At 44.9% G+C, this 16,572-nt stretch carries 14 protein-coding genes; 9 read left to right on the top strand and 5 right to left on the bottom strand.

What is annotated here, in order from left to right; translation table 11 throughout:
* Window positions 1-247: 247 nt before the first annotated feature.
* The 7 genes from L4D76_RS18245 to cobB all read left to right on the top strand — a co-directional run bounded on the left by L4D76_RS18245 (window position 248) and on the right by cobB (window position 8,612).
* On the top strand, window positions 248-1,957 hold the full coding sequence (locus L4D76_RS18245) for a 4Fe-4S binding protein (RefSeq protein ID WP_428442316.1): 1,710 nt from the start codon (window positions 248-250) through the stop codon (window positions 1,955-1,957).
* 9 nt (window positions 1,958-1,966) lie between these two features.
* Entirely contained in the window at window positions 1,967-2,602 is a 636-nt protein-coding gene (locus tag L4D76_RS18240) for a TorD/DmsD family molecular chaperone (RefSeq protein WP_428442315.1), read from the top strand.
* An 88-nt stretch (window positions 2,603-2,690) separates the two neighbouring features.
* Window positions 2,691-2,891, top strand: a complete 201-nt coding sequence (locus tag L4D76_RS18235; protein WP_428442314.1) for a twin-arginine translocation signal domain-containing protein — start codon at window positions 2,691-2,693, stop codon at window positions 2,889-2,891.
* 13 nt (window positions 2,892-2,904) lie between these two features.
* Complete coding sequence (locus L4D76_RS18230; protein WP_428442313.1) at window positions 2,905-5,760, top strand: formate dehydrogenase subunit alpha; 2,856 nt, start codon at window positions 2,905-2,907, stop codon at window positions 5,758-5,760.
* Window positions 5,761-5,772: 12 nt separating this feature from the next.
* Window positions 5,773-6,390, top strand: coding sequence for a formate dehydrogenase FDH3 subunit beta (gene fdh3B / locus L4D76_RS18225; protein ID WP_428442312.1), 618 nt, complete (start codon window positions 5,773-5,775; stop codon window positions 6,388-6,390).
* Window positions 6,391-6,521: 131 nt separating this feature from the next.
* Window positions 6,522-7,550, top strand: a complete 1,029-nt coding sequence (locus L4D76_RS18220; protein WP_428442347.1) for a formate dehydrogenase subunit gamma — start codon at window positions 6,522-6,524, stop codon at window positions 7,548-7,550.
* A gap of 351 nt (window positions 7,551-7,901) precedes the next feature.
* The gene (gene cobB / locus L4D76_RS18215; protein WP_428442311.1) at window positions 7,902-8,612 is read left to right on the top strand and encodes a Sir2 family NAD+-dependent deacetylase; all 711 of its coding nucleotides are present in this window, start codon (window positions 7,902-7,904) and stop codon (window positions 8,610-8,612) included.
* Window positions 8,613-8,707: 95 nt separating this feature from the next.
* Here cobB and L4D76_RS18210 read toward each other — a convergent pair whose 3' ends face one another.
* The gene (locus L4D76_RS18210; RefSeq protein WP_428442310.1) at window positions 8,708-9,130 is read right to left on the bottom strand and encodes a PACE efflux transporter; all 423 of its coding nucleotides are present in this window, start codon (window positions 9,128-9,130) and stop codon (window positions 8,708-8,710) included.
* Between the two features lie 90 nt (window positions 9,131-9,220).
* Here L4D76_RS18210 and L4D76_RS18205 point away from each other — a divergent pair, with 90 nt between their 5' ends.
* Entirely contained in the window at window positions 9,221-10,099 is an 879-nt protein-coding gene (locus L4D76_RS18205; protein WP_428442309.1) for a LysR family transcriptional regulator, read from the top strand.
* A gap of 54 nt (window positions 10,100-10,153) precedes the next feature.
* On the opposite strand, the gene L4D76_RS18200 is transcribed toward L4D76_RS18205, so the two are convergent.
* Complete coding sequence (locus tag L4D76_RS18200; protein ID WP_428442308.1) at window positions 10,154-11,197, bottom strand: extracellular solute-binding protein; 1,044 nt, start codon at window positions 11,195-11,197, stop codon at window positions 10,154-10,156.
* Between the two features lie 386 nt (window positions 11,198-11,583).
* Between L4D76_RS18200 and L4D76_RS18195 the strand changes: the two genes are divergently transcribed.
* On the top strand, window positions 11,584-13,158 hold the full coding sequence (locus L4D76_RS18195) for an N-acyl-D-amino-acid deacylase family protein (protein WP_428442307.1): 1,575 nt from the start codon (window positions 11,584-11,586) through the stop codon (window positions 13,156-13,158).
* A gap of 358 nt (window positions 13,159-13,516) precedes the next feature.
* On the opposite strand, the gene potC is transcribed toward L4D76_RS18195, so the two are convergent.
* The 3 genes from potC to potA are packed head-to-tail and all read right to left on the bottom strand — an operon-like array spanning window position 13,517 to window position 16,243.
* A complete protein-coding gene (gene potC / locus L4D76_RS18190) occupies window positions 13,517-14,287 on the bottom strand; it encodes a spermidine/putrescine ABC transporter permease PotC (RefSeq protein WP_428442306.1) in 771 nt (256 codons plus the stop codon).
* Window positions 14,287-15,147, bottom strand: a complete 861-nt coding sequence (potB, locus tag L4D76_RS18185; protein ID WP_428442305.1) for a spermidine/putrescine ABC transporter permease PotB — start codon at window positions 15,145-15,147, stop codon at window positions 14,287-14,289. Before potB ends, potC begins: the two co-directional genes overlap by 1 nt.
* Window positions 15,128-16,243, bottom strand: a complete 1,116-nt coding sequence (gene potA, locus L4D76_RS18180) for a spermidine/putrescine ABC transporter ATP-binding protein PotA (RefSeq protein ID WP_428442304.1) — start codon at window positions 16,241-16,243, stop codon at window positions 15,128-15,130. The genes potB and potA overlap by 20 nt, the downstream gene beginning before the upstream one ends.
* Window positions 16,244-16,572: the final 329 nt, after the last annotated feature.

Genomic DNA, 16,572 nt, shown 5'->3' with positions numbered 1-16,572 from the left:
TTATCGGGACTTTTTGGCGCAATTCAATACAACCCATGAGACAAAATGTCGCACACGGTTATGGCCAAACTGTCTCTTCCCGACTTTAGCTCCTTTTAGGTCATTTTATTCCGTTAAAAGTTGGTTCGGTTATTGCTCTTATAAGAGCGCAAAGAGTCTTGTTGATAATGATGATTGTAAAAACATTTTATAAACAAAGACTCTTGAATCGACACTGATTGACGGTGACGAGTAGACAGGAATAAGAATGTTAAAAAGTACACTAGAAGCGTTTACTGATCAAAATGGTCAAGCTCGGCTTGCTGCTCTTGCAGGTACGGTCGAGCTGTCTAACCTGATCCCGCCGACGGTTTCTTACGAAAGCCGCGGTGACTTATTGATTATTGGTGATCAGGATGACATCGCAGCTTGTTACCAACAGTTAGCAAAGTCACTTCATTCAGTCACTCTACTGGCAACAGAGCGTTCTGCTGCTGCGACTGAAAAGGGAGAGAATCTGTATTTCAGTAAAGAGGTTACTGTTAAAGGTTACCTTGGCGCATTTGAAGTGACATGTCGTGTAGATGGCACCGTTACAGAGACCAATGCCAATCTTGCAAAGATTGCTATTGGTCGTGATTGTTTTGACCTTGTTTTAGATATGACATCTGGCGGTGTTGTTGCGCCGGAAATTCCTGCGCCTGGTTATTACCACGTAGCGGGTAACAATACGGATGCAGGCAATACCAAACTAGCCAAGGTATTAGACGAGCTTCCAGCTATGTTGGGAACGTTTGATAAGCCAAAATATTTTCGTCTGAATCCTGATCTGTGTGCGCACTCTTCTCGTGGTGTCAGTGGTTGTGATCGCTGTGTTGATTCGTGTCCTGCTGGTGCTTTATCCAGTATTGGACATGCCATTGAGATCAACCCTTACCTTTGCCAAGGGGTAGGGACGTGTGCAACGGCTTGCCCGACAGAAGCGATCAGCTACGCGTTACCTGATCCTGAGAACACTCAGCATTTTGTTTATCGATTACTGGCCAATTTCCAGACGGAAGGTGGTGATAAGCCAACACTTCTATTTTTTGGTAATCGTGATGAGGTCGCGGTAACTAACGTACTTCCTCATCTTCCGACAAATGTTATTCCTGTTGCACTTGAAGAACTGGCGACAATAGGTGTTGATACTTGGTTTAGTGCATTGGTTTACGGTGCTCATCAAGTTCTTCTTGCAACCAATACGGCTTATATCCCTGCAACGATTGATCGCGTTTTGACCAATGAGCTTGAGATCGCCCAATCATTTTTAGCTGCAATGGGGTATGAAGAAAATCGTATTGCTTTATTTGATTTGGCCTCGGCTGAAACATTTAAAGGGTATGAGTCGGCTTTACTTCCCGCTGTTGATGAAAATGCTGATCGAACACTTACAAGTGAACGGTTAGAAGGTACTAAGCGCGAAAAGTTATTTGCAGCTTTAGAGTTACTTCATCGCAATAGCCCGGCAAAACCAGAATTCACTGATGTTCCAGAGAATGCACCTTACGGCTCTGTTGAATGTAAGACTAACGATTGTACTTTATGTATGGGGTGTGTGGCGGTTTGTCCAACCCGTGCCTTACATGCTATTGGCGACCGTCCCGGATTATTGTTCATTGCTGAAGATTGTGTTCAATGCGGTATGTGTGAAAAAGCGTGTCCTGAAAATGTTATTTCATTAAAGCCTGGCCTTAATTGGAATGCACAAACACGCAAAGAAGCACAGGTTGTTTATGAAGAAGAAGCGGCTTGTTGTACCAGCTGTGGCAAAGCCTTTGCTCCGGCATCTATGGTGAAAATGTTAGCTGAAAAGTTACAAGGTCACTCTCATTTTCAAGGTGATGCTATTCGTCGGCTTTCGATGTGTGAAGACTGTCGTGTTCGCGATGTTTTTTCAACGGTCGAAAACGATCCTGAAAGTCAGCTAAGAGTATAAGGAGCCACAATGGAACCGCTTTTAAAAACAGAAACAGTAAAAACAGAAGTAACAACAGTAGACGTTCAATCTGAAGAGATGTCTCTGCGGATTGAAGTTTACTCAATGCTAGCGCACCTATTTCGCAAAGCGCCTGATGAAAATGTGTTGAATTGGCTTTCATCGCTTGAAGTTAATCAACCAACAATTCAGACCACAGGTATGGCTGCTGCTTGGCCTTTATTGAAACTGGCGGCGCAAAAAACATCCTTAGTTGCTGCAGAAGGTGAATACCAGGATCTGTTTATTGGTATTGGCCGAGGTGAAATTGTGCCTTTCGGTTCTTGGTATCTAACCGGCTCGATTATGGAGCTTCCACTTGCTCATCTTCGTCGTGATCTTGCGCAGCTTGGTTTTAAGCGTGATGAGTCGGTGAAAGAGCCTGAAGATCACATTGCTGCGTTACTTGAAGTCATGGCCATGCTGGTGGAAGGGGGCGATGAGCATCTGCAAAAAACATTTTTTAACCGTCATCTCGGAAACTGGTTTGAACGCTTTTGTGGGGATTTAAAAACAGCGAAAAGCGCGGCGTTTTATACCGCGGTTGGTGAATTAGCGCTGCAATTTTTGACTGTAGAAAAAACGCGTTTTATTGAAGCGAAATAAACCTTCAATTTTTCGCAATGATTATAGCAATAACAAAAAAATCGATTCCCGATGTAAACCGGGAATAACGATAGAGGAGCAAGCTTTAATGAGTGAGCAAAAGAAACCTGATCAAAGCCGCCGTCAATTGTTGAAAAACATTGGTCTGACTGTGGCTGCTGGTGCCGTTGCTGCTGGCACAACAACCGTTGCTCAGGCATCGGTTGATAAACCAGAAGACAAAAAAGAATCTAAAATAATTGGCTATCACGAAACTCAGCACATTCGTGACTACTACGAAACCTTGTAAGGCGGAGCAATAAATGAAACTGACAAAACGTTCCGATACAGTGAGCAAGGATGAAAACCAGCTAGGTATTTCACGTCGTTCCTTTATCCGTAATACATCATTAGCTGCCGCTGGTGGTGTTGCTGGTGCCGGTATGTTTGCACCTGGCATGATGAAAAAAGCAGAAGCAAAAACTGTCGACCCTACATCGCCAGTCGAAATTAAACGTACTATCTGTTCTCACTGTTCAGTGGGTTGTGGTATTTACGCTGAAGTACAAGAAGGTGTCTGGACCGGTCAGGAACCCGCTTTCGACCACCCTTTTAATGCTGGTGGACACTGTGCGAAAGGCGCGGCACTGCGTGAACATGGTCACGGTGAGCGTCGTCTGAAATACCCAATGAAGCTCGTTAACGGCAAGTGGAAGAAACTTAGCTGGGAAGTGGCCTTAGATGAAATTAGCAAACGAACGCTAAAAATTCGTGAAGAATCTGGCCCGGATTCCGTTTACTGGTTAGGCTCTGCGAAGCACAATAACGAGCAGGCTTACCTGTTCCGTAAAATGGTCTCTATGTGGGGTACAAATAACGTCGACCACCAGGCGCGTATTTGTCACTCAACAACCGTAGCGGGTGTAGCCAACACTTGGGGCTACGGGGCAATGACCAACTCATTGAATGACATGCATAACTGTAAGTCGATTCTGTTCATTGGTTCAAACGCAGCAGAAGCCCACCCGGTTGCCATGCAGCACATTCTGATCGCGAAAGAGAAGAACAGCTGTAAAATTGTGGTTGCCGATCCTCGTCGTACCCGTACCGCGGCAAAATCAGATCACTACGTATCACTACGCCCGGGCTCTGACGTAGCCTTTGTTTGGGGTGTGCTATACCACATCTTCAAAAATGGTTGGGAAGATAAAGAGTTTATCCGTCAACGTGTTTACGGCATGGAAGACGTTAAGAAAGAAGTCGCCAAATGGAATCCGGCTGAAGTTGAACGTGTTTCTGGCGTACCGGAAGCCGATGTATACCAAACAGCAAAACTGCTGTCTGAAAACCGTCCGGGTTGTGTTGTCTGGTGTATGGGTGGTACTCAGCATACAACGGGTAATAACAATACGCGTGCATACTGTATTCTTGAACTTGCCCTTGGCAACATGGGTAAATCTGGCGGCGGTGCTAACATTTTCCGTGGTCACGATAACGTTCAGGGTGCGACTGACTTCGGCGTACTGTCTGATAACCTGCCTGGTTACTATGGCCTGTCTGAAGGTGCGTGGAAACATTGGGCTCGTGTGTGGGATGTTGATTACGAATGGCTGAAAAACCGTTTCGATCAAGCTGACTATCGTGGCAAGAAACCAATGAACCACGCGGGTATTCCGGTATCACGTTGGATTGATGGTGTACTGGAAAACAAAGACAACATTGAGCAGAACGATAATATTCGCGCGATGTTCTATTGGGGCCACGCTGTAAACTCCCAAACCCGTGGTCCGGAAATGCGCACGGCGATGGGCAAGCTGGATATGATGGTGATTGTTGATCCATACCCGGGTGTTGCTGCTGTTATGAACGGCCGCACTGATGACGTGTATCTGCTTCCGGCAACGACTCAGTTTGAAACGTATGGTTCGGTAACGGCGACTAACCGTTCCCTTCAGTGGCGTGACAAAGTTATTGAGCCGCTGTTCGAATCAAAACCTGATCATGAAATTATGTACCTGCTTATGAAGAAGCTGGGTCTTGCGGATCAGCTATTCAAGCACATCAAAGTTGAAAACAACCAGCCGTTAATTGAAGACATTACCCGCGAATTCAACAGGGGGATGTGGACAATCGGTTATACCGGTCAAAGCCCTGAGCGAATTAAAGCGCACCAGAAAAACTGGCACACCTTCCACAAAACCTCTCTCGAGGCTGAAGGTGGTCCGGTGAACGGTGAAACCTATGGTCTGCCTTGGCCTTGTTGGGGTACGCCAGAGATGAAACACCCTGGTACGCACATCCTTTATGACACTTCAAAAACCGTGGCACAAGGCGGTGGTAACTTCCGTGCACGTTTCGGTGTCGAGCGTAACGGTGAAAGCCTGCTTGCCGTCGATAGCTACTCACTAGGTTGTGAACTGGAAGACGGTTACCCGGAATTCTCTGACAAGCTGCTGAAGCAACTTGGTTGGTGGGATGATCTGACCGCAGATGAAAAAGCCGCAGCGGAAGGTAAGAACTGGAAAACGGACTTGTCTGGCGGTATTCAACGCGTGGCGATTAAGCACGGTTGTATCCCATTTGGTAATGCGAAAGCACGTTCAGTGGTTTGGACATTCCCGGATGCCGTGCCAATTCACCGCGAGCCACTTTATACCCCGCGTCGTGATCTTGTTACTGACTACCCAACATGGGATGACAGTGAAGCAATGTTCCGTCTACCGACATTGTATAAATCCATTCAGGAAAAAGATGTCTCAAAAGAGTATCCAATCATTCTAACCTCTGGCCGTTTGGTTGAGTATGAAGGTGGTGGTGATGAAACACGTTCGAACCCGTGGCTGGCTGAGCTACAACGAGAAATGTTTGTAGAAGTGAACCCGAAAGATGCGAACGATCTTGGTTTCCGCGACGGTGATATGGTTTGGGTTGAAGGTGCCGAGAAGGGCCGCATTCACGTTAAGGCCATGGTAACGCGTCGTGTTAAACCTGGCCTGGCATTCATTCCGTTCCACTTCGGTGGCAAGTTCCAGGGTGAAGATCTACGCGGTAATTATCCTGAAGGTTCAGCACCGTATGTTTCGGGTGAATCAGCGAATATTGCAACCACCTACGGTTATGACCCTGTAACACAAATGCAGGAAACCAAAGTAACCCTATGTAAGATCTCTAAAGCGTAAGGAGTCATTAAGATGGCACGTATGAAATTTCTTTGTGACTCAAAGCGTTGTATCGAGTGCAACGGCTGTGTTACGGCATGTAAGAACGAAAATGATGATGCATTAGAGTGGGGCATTCAGCGCCGTCGTGTTGTCACGTTAAATGATGGTGAACCTGGTGAATCATCAATTTCAGTCGCCTGTATGCACTGCAGCGATGCGCCTTGTATGGCGGTTTGCCCAGCAGATTGCTTTGAACAGACTGAAGACGGCATTGTGCGCCACAACAAAGATCTCTGTATTGGTTGTGGCTACTGCCTGTTTGCTTGCCCGTTTGGTGCACCTCAGTTCCCTAAACAGAGTGCATTTGCTGAGCGTGGCAAGATGGATAAATGTACCTACTGTGCTGGCGGTCCGGGTGTTGAACCCGGCTCTGCGGAAGAGAAGCAAAAGTACGGTTCAAACCGTATTGCCGAAGGTAAGTTGCCGATGTGTGCTTCACTTTGTTCGACTAAAGCACTACTGGCGGGAGATGCTGCAAAAATCTCTGACGTTTTCCGTGAGCGTGTAGTTGCCCGCGGTGCGAAAGAAGCGGGTTGGGCGAACAACGACGACTTAGCTTACGACGCAGGTACTGTACGTAAATCCTAATTGTCTTTATTAAGTCGCTTGACGGTAAATAGAAATGGATACCGTCAAGTGTCTTTGTTTTTTGCAAACAGTCAGGAGTTTTAATGACTAAGCGAATCCAACGTTGGATGACTCTACTGGTTACGGCATTCATGCTGACATTTACCCTGTCAGCAATAGCCAGCAGTGATACCAACACAAACACTGATATTGAGCACCTGGGCGAATCTGTGGTTCAGAAAGAAATCACAGGGTTTGCCGGTGCTGACTATTGGCGCGTGGTCAAGGATGGTCAGGAAGGGTATACCACCTCAAAATCGCCGGAGCACGGTGTACTTATCAGTGTACCCGGTCAAACCTGGTTCATTCTGAAAGAGAAGTGGATGTCGCCATTAGGTGCTTTAGCTATTTTTGGTAGCTTAGTAATGGTAGCACTGGCGTATTTTACTGTTGGTCCATTGCAGCTAAGCAAGCCAAAGACCGGTCGTAAAATTAAACGCTGGAGCCGCATGGATCGTGCGCTTCACTGGAGTATGGCGTTTACCTTCTTAACGTTAGCATTCAGTGGCTTAACCCTTGTTTATGGTAAACACTTCATAAAACCTGTACTTCCAACCGAACTGTGGGGTTGGATCATTTATGCTGCGAAACAGTACCACAATTATATAGGGCCAATTTTCGCTATTTTACTCTTAGTGGTTTTAGTGAAGTGGTGGCGTAAGAGTGTGGTCAGTATGGTGGATATCAAGTGGTTCATGAAAATGGGCGGCATGGTAGGCAAGCATAGAGGTTCGCATCCATCAGCAGGTTTTTCAAATGGTGGCGAGAAGATGATCTTCTGGCTACTGATTTGGTTTGGTGCTGTTGCGGCTGTCAGTGGTTTTGTTCTGGACTTCCCAATCTTCGGTCAGGCACGTCGAGATATGGAGCTATCTAATTTAGTTCACATGTTCTCTGCATTAATCTTGATCTGTGGTTTCATCTTCCACATTTATATTGGTTTATTCGGTATGGAAGCGGCACTCGATGGCATGATCACCGGTGAAGTTGATGAAACGTGGGCCAAAGAGCATCACGATCTGTGGTACGAAGATGTAAAAGATCTACCTGAAAACCAACCTGGTTACGACGAGAAAGCTGAAGCAGAATCGAAAGGTTATTCCTCGCAAGATAACGTCTGATCTTGTTCTCATGAGCCGATGAGTTTGACTCATCGGCTTTTTTTAGCATGACATAATCATAATAACAGATGTAATAAACTCATCCCTAACGCACTATAACTATATATTATAAAACTAAAATAAACACCAAATCCGCAAATAAGGATAAAACATCATTTACAATCAATCGTTTCAGTAAGCGGAAGAGTCAGCTAGACAGATCCGCTGAAAGGGTGAATTCTTATAGAACATGCTCTTCTATTAATTAGTTTTAAACGTAGATATAAGACTATTGTCTTATACAAAGGTGCTTAAAACCAGGTAAAAACAATGGTATAAATAGAGAATAATGATCACACGAGGACAGTACGTATGCTTTTTCCTTACCGAAATATTGTCGTTTTAACTGGTGCGGGTATCTCTGCTGAATCTGGCATTCGAACGTTCCGTGATCAGGATGGATTATGGGAAAGTCATCATATTCAAGATGTTGCGACGCCTGAAGGCTATCATCGTGATCCTGCTTTAGTACAGAATTTTTATAACCAACGTAGGCAGCAACTAGAAAGTGGCACTGTCGGCCCTAATGCTGCGCATCTTGCTCTGGCAAAGCTCGCCAAAGAGCTCGATGGAAAAGTGACTATCGTTACCCAAAATATCGATAACCTGCATGAAATGGCGGGAAGCCCAAACGTCATTCACATGCACGGTGAATTGCTGAAAGCACAGTGCAGTCAAACAGGCCAAAGTGTAGAGTGGGGGGGAGATATCACGTTAGATGACCATTGCCACTGTTGCCAAATGCCTGCTCCGCTCCGCCCAAATGTAGTCTGGTTTGGCGAAATGCCAATTGGTATGGGTCGTATTCATGAAGCGTTACTGGAAGCGGATCTTTTTATCTCTATCGGTACATCCGGTGCCGTTTATCCTGCTGCTGGTTTTGTGCATGAAGCGGCGATGCATGGTGCCCATACGGTTGAATTGAATTTAGAACCAAGTGACGTCGAAAGCGAGTTTGCTGAAAAGCGTTATGGTAAAGCATCGGTGTTGGTTCCAGATTTTGTGGGTGAGTTACTGAGTTAATAATGAAATCTGGACTTGAATCGAGTCGTTTACCTTTGCTGATATCTTGATTGAGAAGCCCGTGATACCGATTATTCGGTATCACGGGTTTTAGTTTACGCTACACATCTGGAGGATTTGAATTTTTCACGAACGTTGTCATAACTCCAATTAAAAGTAATGGCATATATTAAGAAGAATGCAGCTAGTCCAAGATCAAGGATTAGCACGGTCCAGAAATCGAGTTTTAACACCCACATTAGCAGTGGGATGGTTACAATCAATAAACCGATCTCAAACCCAATACCATGTCCTATACGCATCAATAATCCACGAGATAAACGGTTAGCGCTAAAAACTTTGTCGAAGGCAAGGTTGTAGAAGTAATTCCAAGCCATTGCAATGAGTGAGAGGGTGATAGCCAAACCGCTAACCGTTGCGGGGTTATGTTCGGTGAAGAGTTGAGAAATACCGACGAGTAACGTTAAAGCAATAATCTCAAATAATAAACTATGAAGAAGACGTTCTTTTGTAGACATGATGTGTAGTCCGGTTAAGTACTGGTATACCGCCAATGTATCTGAATGTATGATTGATGCTAGTTAGTTAGCATCAGTTTTAGTGATACTATGTATAATATCGACCAATTAAAAATGTTTGTTATAACCGCTAAATTAGGCTCTTTTTCGGCCTGTGCAAGGCAGTTAGGAAAAGTTCAATCTGCGGTGAGTCAGGGAATAGCAAACTTAGAAATAGATTTAAACGTCCAGCTATTCGATCGCGCAACACGCAAGCCAGGATTAACAAAAGAAGGTCAACATTTACTGACTTTTGCTGACGCTATTTTGCAGCAAACGCATGAATTAGAAAGTGCAGCTAAGGCATTGAGTAATAGCGAAGAAAGTAAACTTAAGCTGGTTCTTGATGATGGGCTTCAGTTGGATCGCTTTTATTTTATTATTGATCAATTTTCATCTCGATTTCCAGCAACGTCACTAGAGGTATTTTTTGCTGCTAGCTCTGATATTGTTGGCTTAGTGAGTGAAGGGCGGGCTGATATAGGGTTAATGTATACCGACATGTCATTCGTTAAAGAAGTCGATCTTTGCTATATCGGTAATGTGTCGTTTGTTGCCGTCGTTTCCCCCGAACACCCTTTAACAGCACTAACAACGGTGACAGCCTCGCAACTCATACCATATCGTCAATTGATGCTGAAAGGGCTAGATAATAATCAATTAACACACTTCCAGCCTTTATCTGCGTTAGTGTGGTGGGGAAATGACCACCGCATGTTGCGTAATTATGTCGAGAAAGGGATTGGTTGGTGCTACTTACCCCAACACTTGGTGGCTGAAGATCTTGTATCAGGTAGGCTTCATGCCTTAACGCTGAGTTTTGACCATAAACCATGGTCTGTGCCTGTTGAACGAATTACCCCTAAAAATCGAAGTATGGGGCCAGCTTGTTCATGGCTTGCTCAACAGTTGACAACGTTACTCGAATAAAAAAAGGCGCTCTTATTTGAGCGCCGTTATCAATTAGATATATTGAATTAATATTTACTGACCCGCTTTCAGCTTCTGGTAGTACTCTTCATAAATGGTGTTTGCGGTACCAACACTATCTTGCCACTCACCTGCATCTAATACTTCTTGCGGCGGGAAAACATTTTTATCATTTACAAAGTCTGCAGGTAACAGTTTCTTTGCACCTGCGACTGGCGTCGGATAACCAATTTCAACTGCTACTTTTGCTGCATTTTCCGGACGAAGCAGGAAGTCGATCATTTTATGAGCCGCTTCTGTATTCTTCGCTTTAGCTGGAATTGACAGGCTGTCCATCCAGAATATGGCACCTTCTTTTGGCCATACGATATCGACTTGCGCACCTTCCTGACGTGCCGTGTACGCTGAGCCATTCCAAAGCATACCCAGAGAAACTTCTCCCGCCATATACGGGTTAGCAGGGTAGTCAGAGTTGAATACCAATACATTTGGCATTAATTTCTTCAGCTCTTCATAGGCTGCTTTGATTTCTTCCGGGTTTTGGGTGTTAGCTGAATAGCCCAGCTTGCGCAGTGCAATGTGGAAGAATTCACGGGAATCATCCATCATCATCAGTTGGCCTTCCCATTTAGGATCCCAGAGATCAGCCCAACTGTTGATCTGGGTTTTATCCATCATATCGGTATTCACACCAATACCGGTAGCACCCCAGATATAAGGGATTGAGTAATCGTTATTTGGATCAAAAGGTTTGTTCAGGTAGTTAGGGTCAAGCTCTTTGAAATAAGAGAGCTTTGAGTGATCAAGTTTTTGTAGCATACCCTCATCACGCATCTTAGATACGTAATAAGTGGATGGAACGATCAGGTCATAACCTTCGCCATGCGTTTTCAGCTTAGCGTACATGGTTTCATTCGACTCATAAGTCGAATAGATGACTTTAATGCCCGTTTCTTTCGTGAACTGTTCCAGTACTTCTGATGGAATATATTCAGACCAGTTATAGAAATATAGTTCATTGTCTGCGGCCATTGCCACGTTGGTGAACATTGCTGCAGCACATACGCTGCCGGCCATTAAAGAAGACCATTTTTTCATTGTTATTGCTCCTAACTTAACAGGATGTTTTGATCGAAAGGTTGAGAGTTATCTCTAGCGGATGTACCGGACGAAAATGCCAGTAATAAACCGCTTCTCCTAATTGTGCGAAAATAAAATGTTAGCATAATAACCTGATGAATTATTTCCGGTTATTGTGCGGCAATTATAGCAGAAGAATATTACGATCACAGTAGGTGATATGCAGTTTATGATGCTGATGGCGTGCTTCACTCCCTCAGGGGAGAGTAAATAAAGGTTGGATAAAAATCAGATAGTTATTTCAATCACCACATTTGTCATACATAATAATTATCAATATTATATTGAACCTCAGGTTGTACTTTCTCGCCAACACGGTCAGCAATTTATTACGGAGAAAAAAGATGCGCCAGCTGATAAAGAATGCCACCGTAATTGATGGCCGAGGATATGCCGGATTCAACGGTGATGTGTTAATTGACGGTCAGATGATCGCCGATGTTGCTCCTGTAATTACGGCAGACGTTGATCACATTATTGAGGCCGATGGTGCGTTTGTTACTCCGGGTTTTATTGATGTTCACAGCCATGCCGATCTGGCAGCTTTCCTGCCGCAAGGGTTTAAATCCAAAGTGCTGCAGGGAATAACCACTGAACTCATCGGTCTTTGCGGCCTAGGTGTTGCTCCTGTACCTGAAGCTCTCCAGCCTGAGCTGAGGGAGCGGCTGATTATCGGTAACCCTCCCGTCGACTGGACCTGGGACGATTTTCCGAGTTTCGGCAATGCCTTGAAACAACAGGGGATGGAAGTCAATCTCTCACCTTTTCTGCCACATGGTTTATTACGCTATCAGATTTGTGGTAACAGCAGCCTGCCAATGGATAAGGGGCAACTCCGGCAACTGGCTCTGTTGGCTGATGAATCGCTGGCTGCCGGTGCCCGTGGTATTAGTTTGGGGTTGATCTATCATCCTGCGCTATTTAGTGATCGCAATGAGTTGCTGACTGTCGCCCGGATTGCCGCCAAACATCACAAGCCGTTGGTTGTACATATGCGCAGTGAAAGTGATGAGATCCTGGAAGCTTTACACGAGATGATCGCACTGTCGCATCAAGCCGGATGCCAGCTTCATATTTCCCACCTGAAACTGATTGGTCGCCGTAATGCCGGTAAACTGGATAAATTACTGACACTCATCGAACAACATGAGCTAACGTTTGACCAGTATCCGTATCATTATGGTAGTACGACACTGTTTTCGATTTTACCACCGGCCCTTATTCGCACTTACGCACCGGATGCCTTAATGAGTGCACTGCAAACGCCGGCAGTAAGAAAGCAAGTTCGTGACTGGTTTGCAGAGCGGATTTTACCTCAGGCCGGTGAGTCGTGGGATAATCTGCCCGCGTTATTAGGGTGGGGGAATATCCTTGTTTGTGAAGTTGAAACCCAGGCATCGCAGCAGTGGTTGGGACGGAGCATTGTCCAGTGCGCACAACAGACAGGGCAGCATCCGGTTGACTTTGTTCTTGATCTTCTTGTCAGAGAGAGAGGTAATGTTCGGATGATCGATTACTTTATGGATGAGGCGTTAGTTGAGCAGATCTTTCAGCACCCACGGGGAATGGTTGGCACTGATACGATATTCGGAGGCAAACTTCATCCAAGGGTCAGTGGTACTTTTCCGCGAATAATTTACGAGTTTGTCAGACAGCGCCAATTGCTGCCTCTTGAGCAGGCTGTTCATAAAATGACGGCCTTGAGCGCTGAGACATTTTCACTCGACAAGCGGGGTAAATTAGCACCAGGCTACTATGCCGATATTGCCATGTTTGGCAACGATTTCTGTGATCACGCGACCATTGAACAGCCGCAACAGTGCTCATCCGGATTACGTAGTTTATGGATCAACGGCACCCGGAAAGTGGATGAGGGACATTATCTGGAGACGCGTTCTGGCGAATTATTACTGGCGTAACAGGTTAGGGGATTACAGATAAAAAAAGCGACTGATTATCAGCCGCTTATTTCGTTTGGTAATGTCTGCTGGCGTTATATACCCAAACCACTTCAATATGCATGATTCAGAGCTTCCTCTGGGAATTCAATTCAAGCGAAATGTGTGTAGGAATGGCATTCCCTTTCAAGCACATTTTGCACGGAAGTGAGTTTCCAGAGGAGCTCCCAAGGGGCGAGTTTCAGTGGATTTTATACTGCGTTAGCCATATTCCAAATAGAACCACTATTCGCTCATATGGCTGCCTTGCCTAAAAGCCACTGAATTCTCGCTGAACACTGCATCTTGAAGTAGTTTGGGTATAACAACAGTAGTACGGTTATTTTATCTTCTCTCTGGCCAGTAATTGCGAGCAGATCACGAGTACCAGAGAGACCACCAACATGATGGTTGCCAGGGCATTCACTTCCGGAGAGATACCGACTTTAACCATTGAATAAATCTTCAATGGCAGAATTTCGTATGTTGGACCCGTTACAAATGAACTGATAATGACATCATCCAGTGACAGGGTAAAACTCAATAACCAACCCGCAGCAACCGCGGGTTTTGCTAAAGGCAAAATAATTTGCTTCAGAATGACCCATTCACTGGCACCCAGATCGCGAGCCGCTTCCAGCATCTTCACATCAAAGCCTTTAAGCCGACTATAGACGGTGACGACCACAAACGGCAGGCAGAAGGTGATGTGAGACAGTAACAAGGTTAAGAAACCTAATTCGGCTCCCAGCAATAAAAACAGCGCCAGTAGCGAAATCGCCATCACAATGTCAGGTGACATCATCACCACAAACAGCATACCGTTTACGAATGTTTTACCACGGAACCGGTAACGGAACAGGGCAACGGCCGTTAGACTACCGATAATTACGGCAACGGTAGCAGAGAAAACCGCAATATTGATAGAGTGCCACGCCGCCTGCATTAAGCCATCGTTATTAATTAGATGCTTATACCATTTGGTGGTAAATCCCCCCCATTTCATACCAAATTTGCTGGCATTGAAGGAGTTTACGATCAAAATAATAATCGGTGTATAGAGGAAGACATACACCAAAGTCATAAAACTGAACTTAAATGCGCGTCCCATTATTCCAGCTCCACTTTACGGTTGAGTAATTTTCCAGCGCGGTAATAGGCATACAACATAATAGCCATGGAAACAGTCAAGGCGATACTGATTGCAGAACCAAATGGCCAGTCTCGGGCATTCAATACCTGACTCTTAATAACGTTACCAATGAGCAGGTTCTTCGCACCACCTAACAGATCAGAGACATAGAACATCCCGAGCGCCGGAAGCAGAACCAGCAAACAGCCGGCAATAATACCAGGCATGGTTAACGGGAAAATTACTTTAATGAAGGTTTGGAACTTATTCGCGCCCAGATCGCGTGCTGCCTCGATATAGGTATTGTCGAGTTTCTCTATCGCCGAATAGAGCGGCAGTACCATAAATGGCAACAGGATATAAACAAGACCAATCATTACCGCATATTCGGTGTACATAATGCGTATCGGTTTATCAATAATATCCAGATAGAGCAGGGTATTATTAAAGATCCCGCGGGTACCCAGCATGATTTTCAAACCATAGGTACGGATCAATGAGTTGGTCCAGAATGGTACGATAACCAAAAACAGCATGAACGGACGCCATTTCTCGGGCATTTTCGCAATGGCATAAGCGAACGGATAACCGATCAACAGACACAACAATGTTGCTACCAGCGCCATATAGAACGAATGCCACATAACCTTGGCGTACAGGGGATCAAATAACCTTATGTAGTTATCAAACGTAAAGGTCATTTCTATCAGGTTTGCATCATCACGCGTAAGGAAACTGGTTCCGATGATCATCAGGTTTGGCATAAATACAAACAGTACCAGCCAACCAACGATTACAGAGATGATGATATTCTGTAGATTAAGCTTGTTCATCGGCAAGCACCACTTCCCAACTTTCAACCCAGGTAACAGCAACTTTCTGATCAAGAGAGTGGTCTACATCAGGATCGTCTTCATTGAAGAACTCGCTAACCATCACAGACTTGCCTGATTCCAGTTCAATAACGGAATCTAGCGTCATTCCCTTATAGGTACGGTCACGAACGTAGCCGATGATACCCGAAGCTTTATCACCATCATTGATTTCTTCCAGACGGATATCTTCCGGACGTAGTAACACTTTCACTTTGTCACCGGTATTAACCGGTAATTTACAGTGAATTTGTGCTAAACGACCTTCAATATCAGCCATAATACGTTTGTCATCTAGACGTGCTTGTACGATGGCATCGAAGACATTGATTTCGCCGATGAAGCGCGCAACAAACAGATTGCTAGGCTCTTCGTAAATTTCACGAGGTGAACCGTCTTGTTCTATATTGCCGTCACGCATAACGATAATACGGTCAGACATCGACAGGGCTTCTTCCTGATCGTGGGTTACAAAAACAAACGTAATGCCGAGTTTGCGTTGAAGCTGTTTTAATTCGATCTGCATTTGTTTACGGAGTTTGTAATCAAGGGCAGATAATGATTCATCCAGCAGCAATACTTTAGGTTTATTAACAACGGCACGGGCAATAGCAACACGTTGTTGCTGGCCTCCAGACAGTTGATGAGGCCGACGAGAGGAAAACTGCTCAAGTTGCACCATACGCAACGCTTCAGTTACCCGAGGTTCAATTTCACGCTCAGCAACTTTCTGCATGCGCAAACCAAATGCGACATTCTCAAATACCGTCATATGAGGAAACAGAGCATAACTCTGGAATACTGTATTCACATGGCGTTGTTCTGCGGGGATCTCAGTAACATCCTTGTTGGCAATAATAACCTGACCATTATCAGCGTTCTCAAAACCAGCAATCAGGCGAAGTACTGTGGTTTTACCACAGCCTGAAGGCCCCAGGATAGTCAGAAACTCACCATCATTCACATTCAGATCCAGACCAGCGATGATTTGTTTGCCATCAAAGCTCTTGCTCAGCCCATTTAGCTGAATCACTGGTTTTTTAGATGTTTTTGCAGCGTTCAATTCTACGTTATCTCCACCTTGGGGTTTATGGTTAGTGCCCCAACTCTAAAGCTAATTTTAGGAGGCGGATAATAGACCTCTAATAGCGTAATTTAAAGCGTTTTTTCACGTATTTTTTCTGCTGATGCAATGCCTTGTATCGAAGTAGTACGAGGGTCAAAAATGTCTCTATCTGAGAATAATGTCAGCAGGTTGAGTACCTGATTGACTGTCCACTATAAGGTGGTTATGCCAGCGCCATTATCTATGGAAGTGCTTTGAATAAAATGTCGTCAGAAAAGACCTGGGCCTGTTTATCTTACCGTTTTTAGAAAACAGGAGAAATATCG

The sequence above is a fragment of the Photobacterium sagamiensis genome (genome assembly GCF_050337085.1).
Lineage (GTDB): Bacteria > Pseudomonadota > Gammaproteobacteria > Enterobacterales > Vibrionaceae > Photobacterium > Photobacterium sagamiensis.
Note: the sequence above shows the minus strand (reverse complement) of the source record. Positions and strands in the feature narration are given on the sequence as shown.

Excerpts from the sequence above, each read along its gene's own strand:
- L4D76_RS18245 (WP_428442316.1), top strand. The coding sequence starts at position 248 with ATGTTAAAAAGTACACTAGAAGCGTTTACTGATCAAAATGGTCAAGCT.
- L4D76_RS18240 (WP_428442315.1), top strand. The coding sequence starts at position 1,967 with ATGGAACCGCTTTTAAAAACAGAAACAGTAAAAACAGAAGTAACAACA.
- L4D76_RS18235 (WP_428442314.1), top strand. The coding sequence starts at position 2,691 with ATGAGTGAGCAAAAGAAACCTGATCAAAGCCGCCGTCAATTGTTGAAA.
- L4D76_RS18230 (WP_428442313.1), top strand. The coding sequence starts at position 2,905 with ATGAAACTGACAAAACGTTCCGATACAGTGAGCAAGGATGAAAACCAG.
- fdh3B (WP_428442312.1), top strand. The coding sequence starts at position 5,773 with ATGGCACGTATGAAATTTCTTTGTGACTCAAAGCGTTGTATCGAGTGC.
- L4D76_RS18220 (WP_428442347.1), top strand. The coding sequence starts at position 6,522 with ATGCTGACATTTACCCTGTCAGCAATAGCCAGCAGTGATACCAACACA.
- cobB (WP_428442311.1), top strand. The coding sequence starts at position 7,902 with ATGCTTTTTCCTTACCGAAATATTGTCGTTTTAACTGGTGCGGGTATC.
- L4D76_RS18210 (WP_428442310.1), bottom strand. The coding sequence starts at position 9,130 with ATGTCTACAAAAGAACGTCTTCTTCATAGTTTATTATTTGAGATTATT.
- L4D76_RS18205 (WP_428442309.1), top strand. The coding sequence starts at position 9,221 with ATGTATAATATCGACCAATTAAAAATGTTTGTTATAACCGCTAAATTA.
- L4D76_RS18200 (WP_428442308.1), bottom strand. The coding sequence starts at position 11,197 with ATGAAAAAATGGTCTTCTTTAATGGCCGGCAGCGTATGTGCTGCAGCA.
- L4D76_RS18195 (WP_428442307.1), top strand. The coding sequence starts at position 11,584 with ATGCGCCAGCTGATAAAGAATGCCACCGTAATTGATGGCCGAGGATAT.
- potC (WP_428442306.1), bottom strand. The coding sequence starts at position 14,287 with ATGGGACGCGCATTTAAGTTCAGTTTTATGACTTTGGTGTATGTCTTC.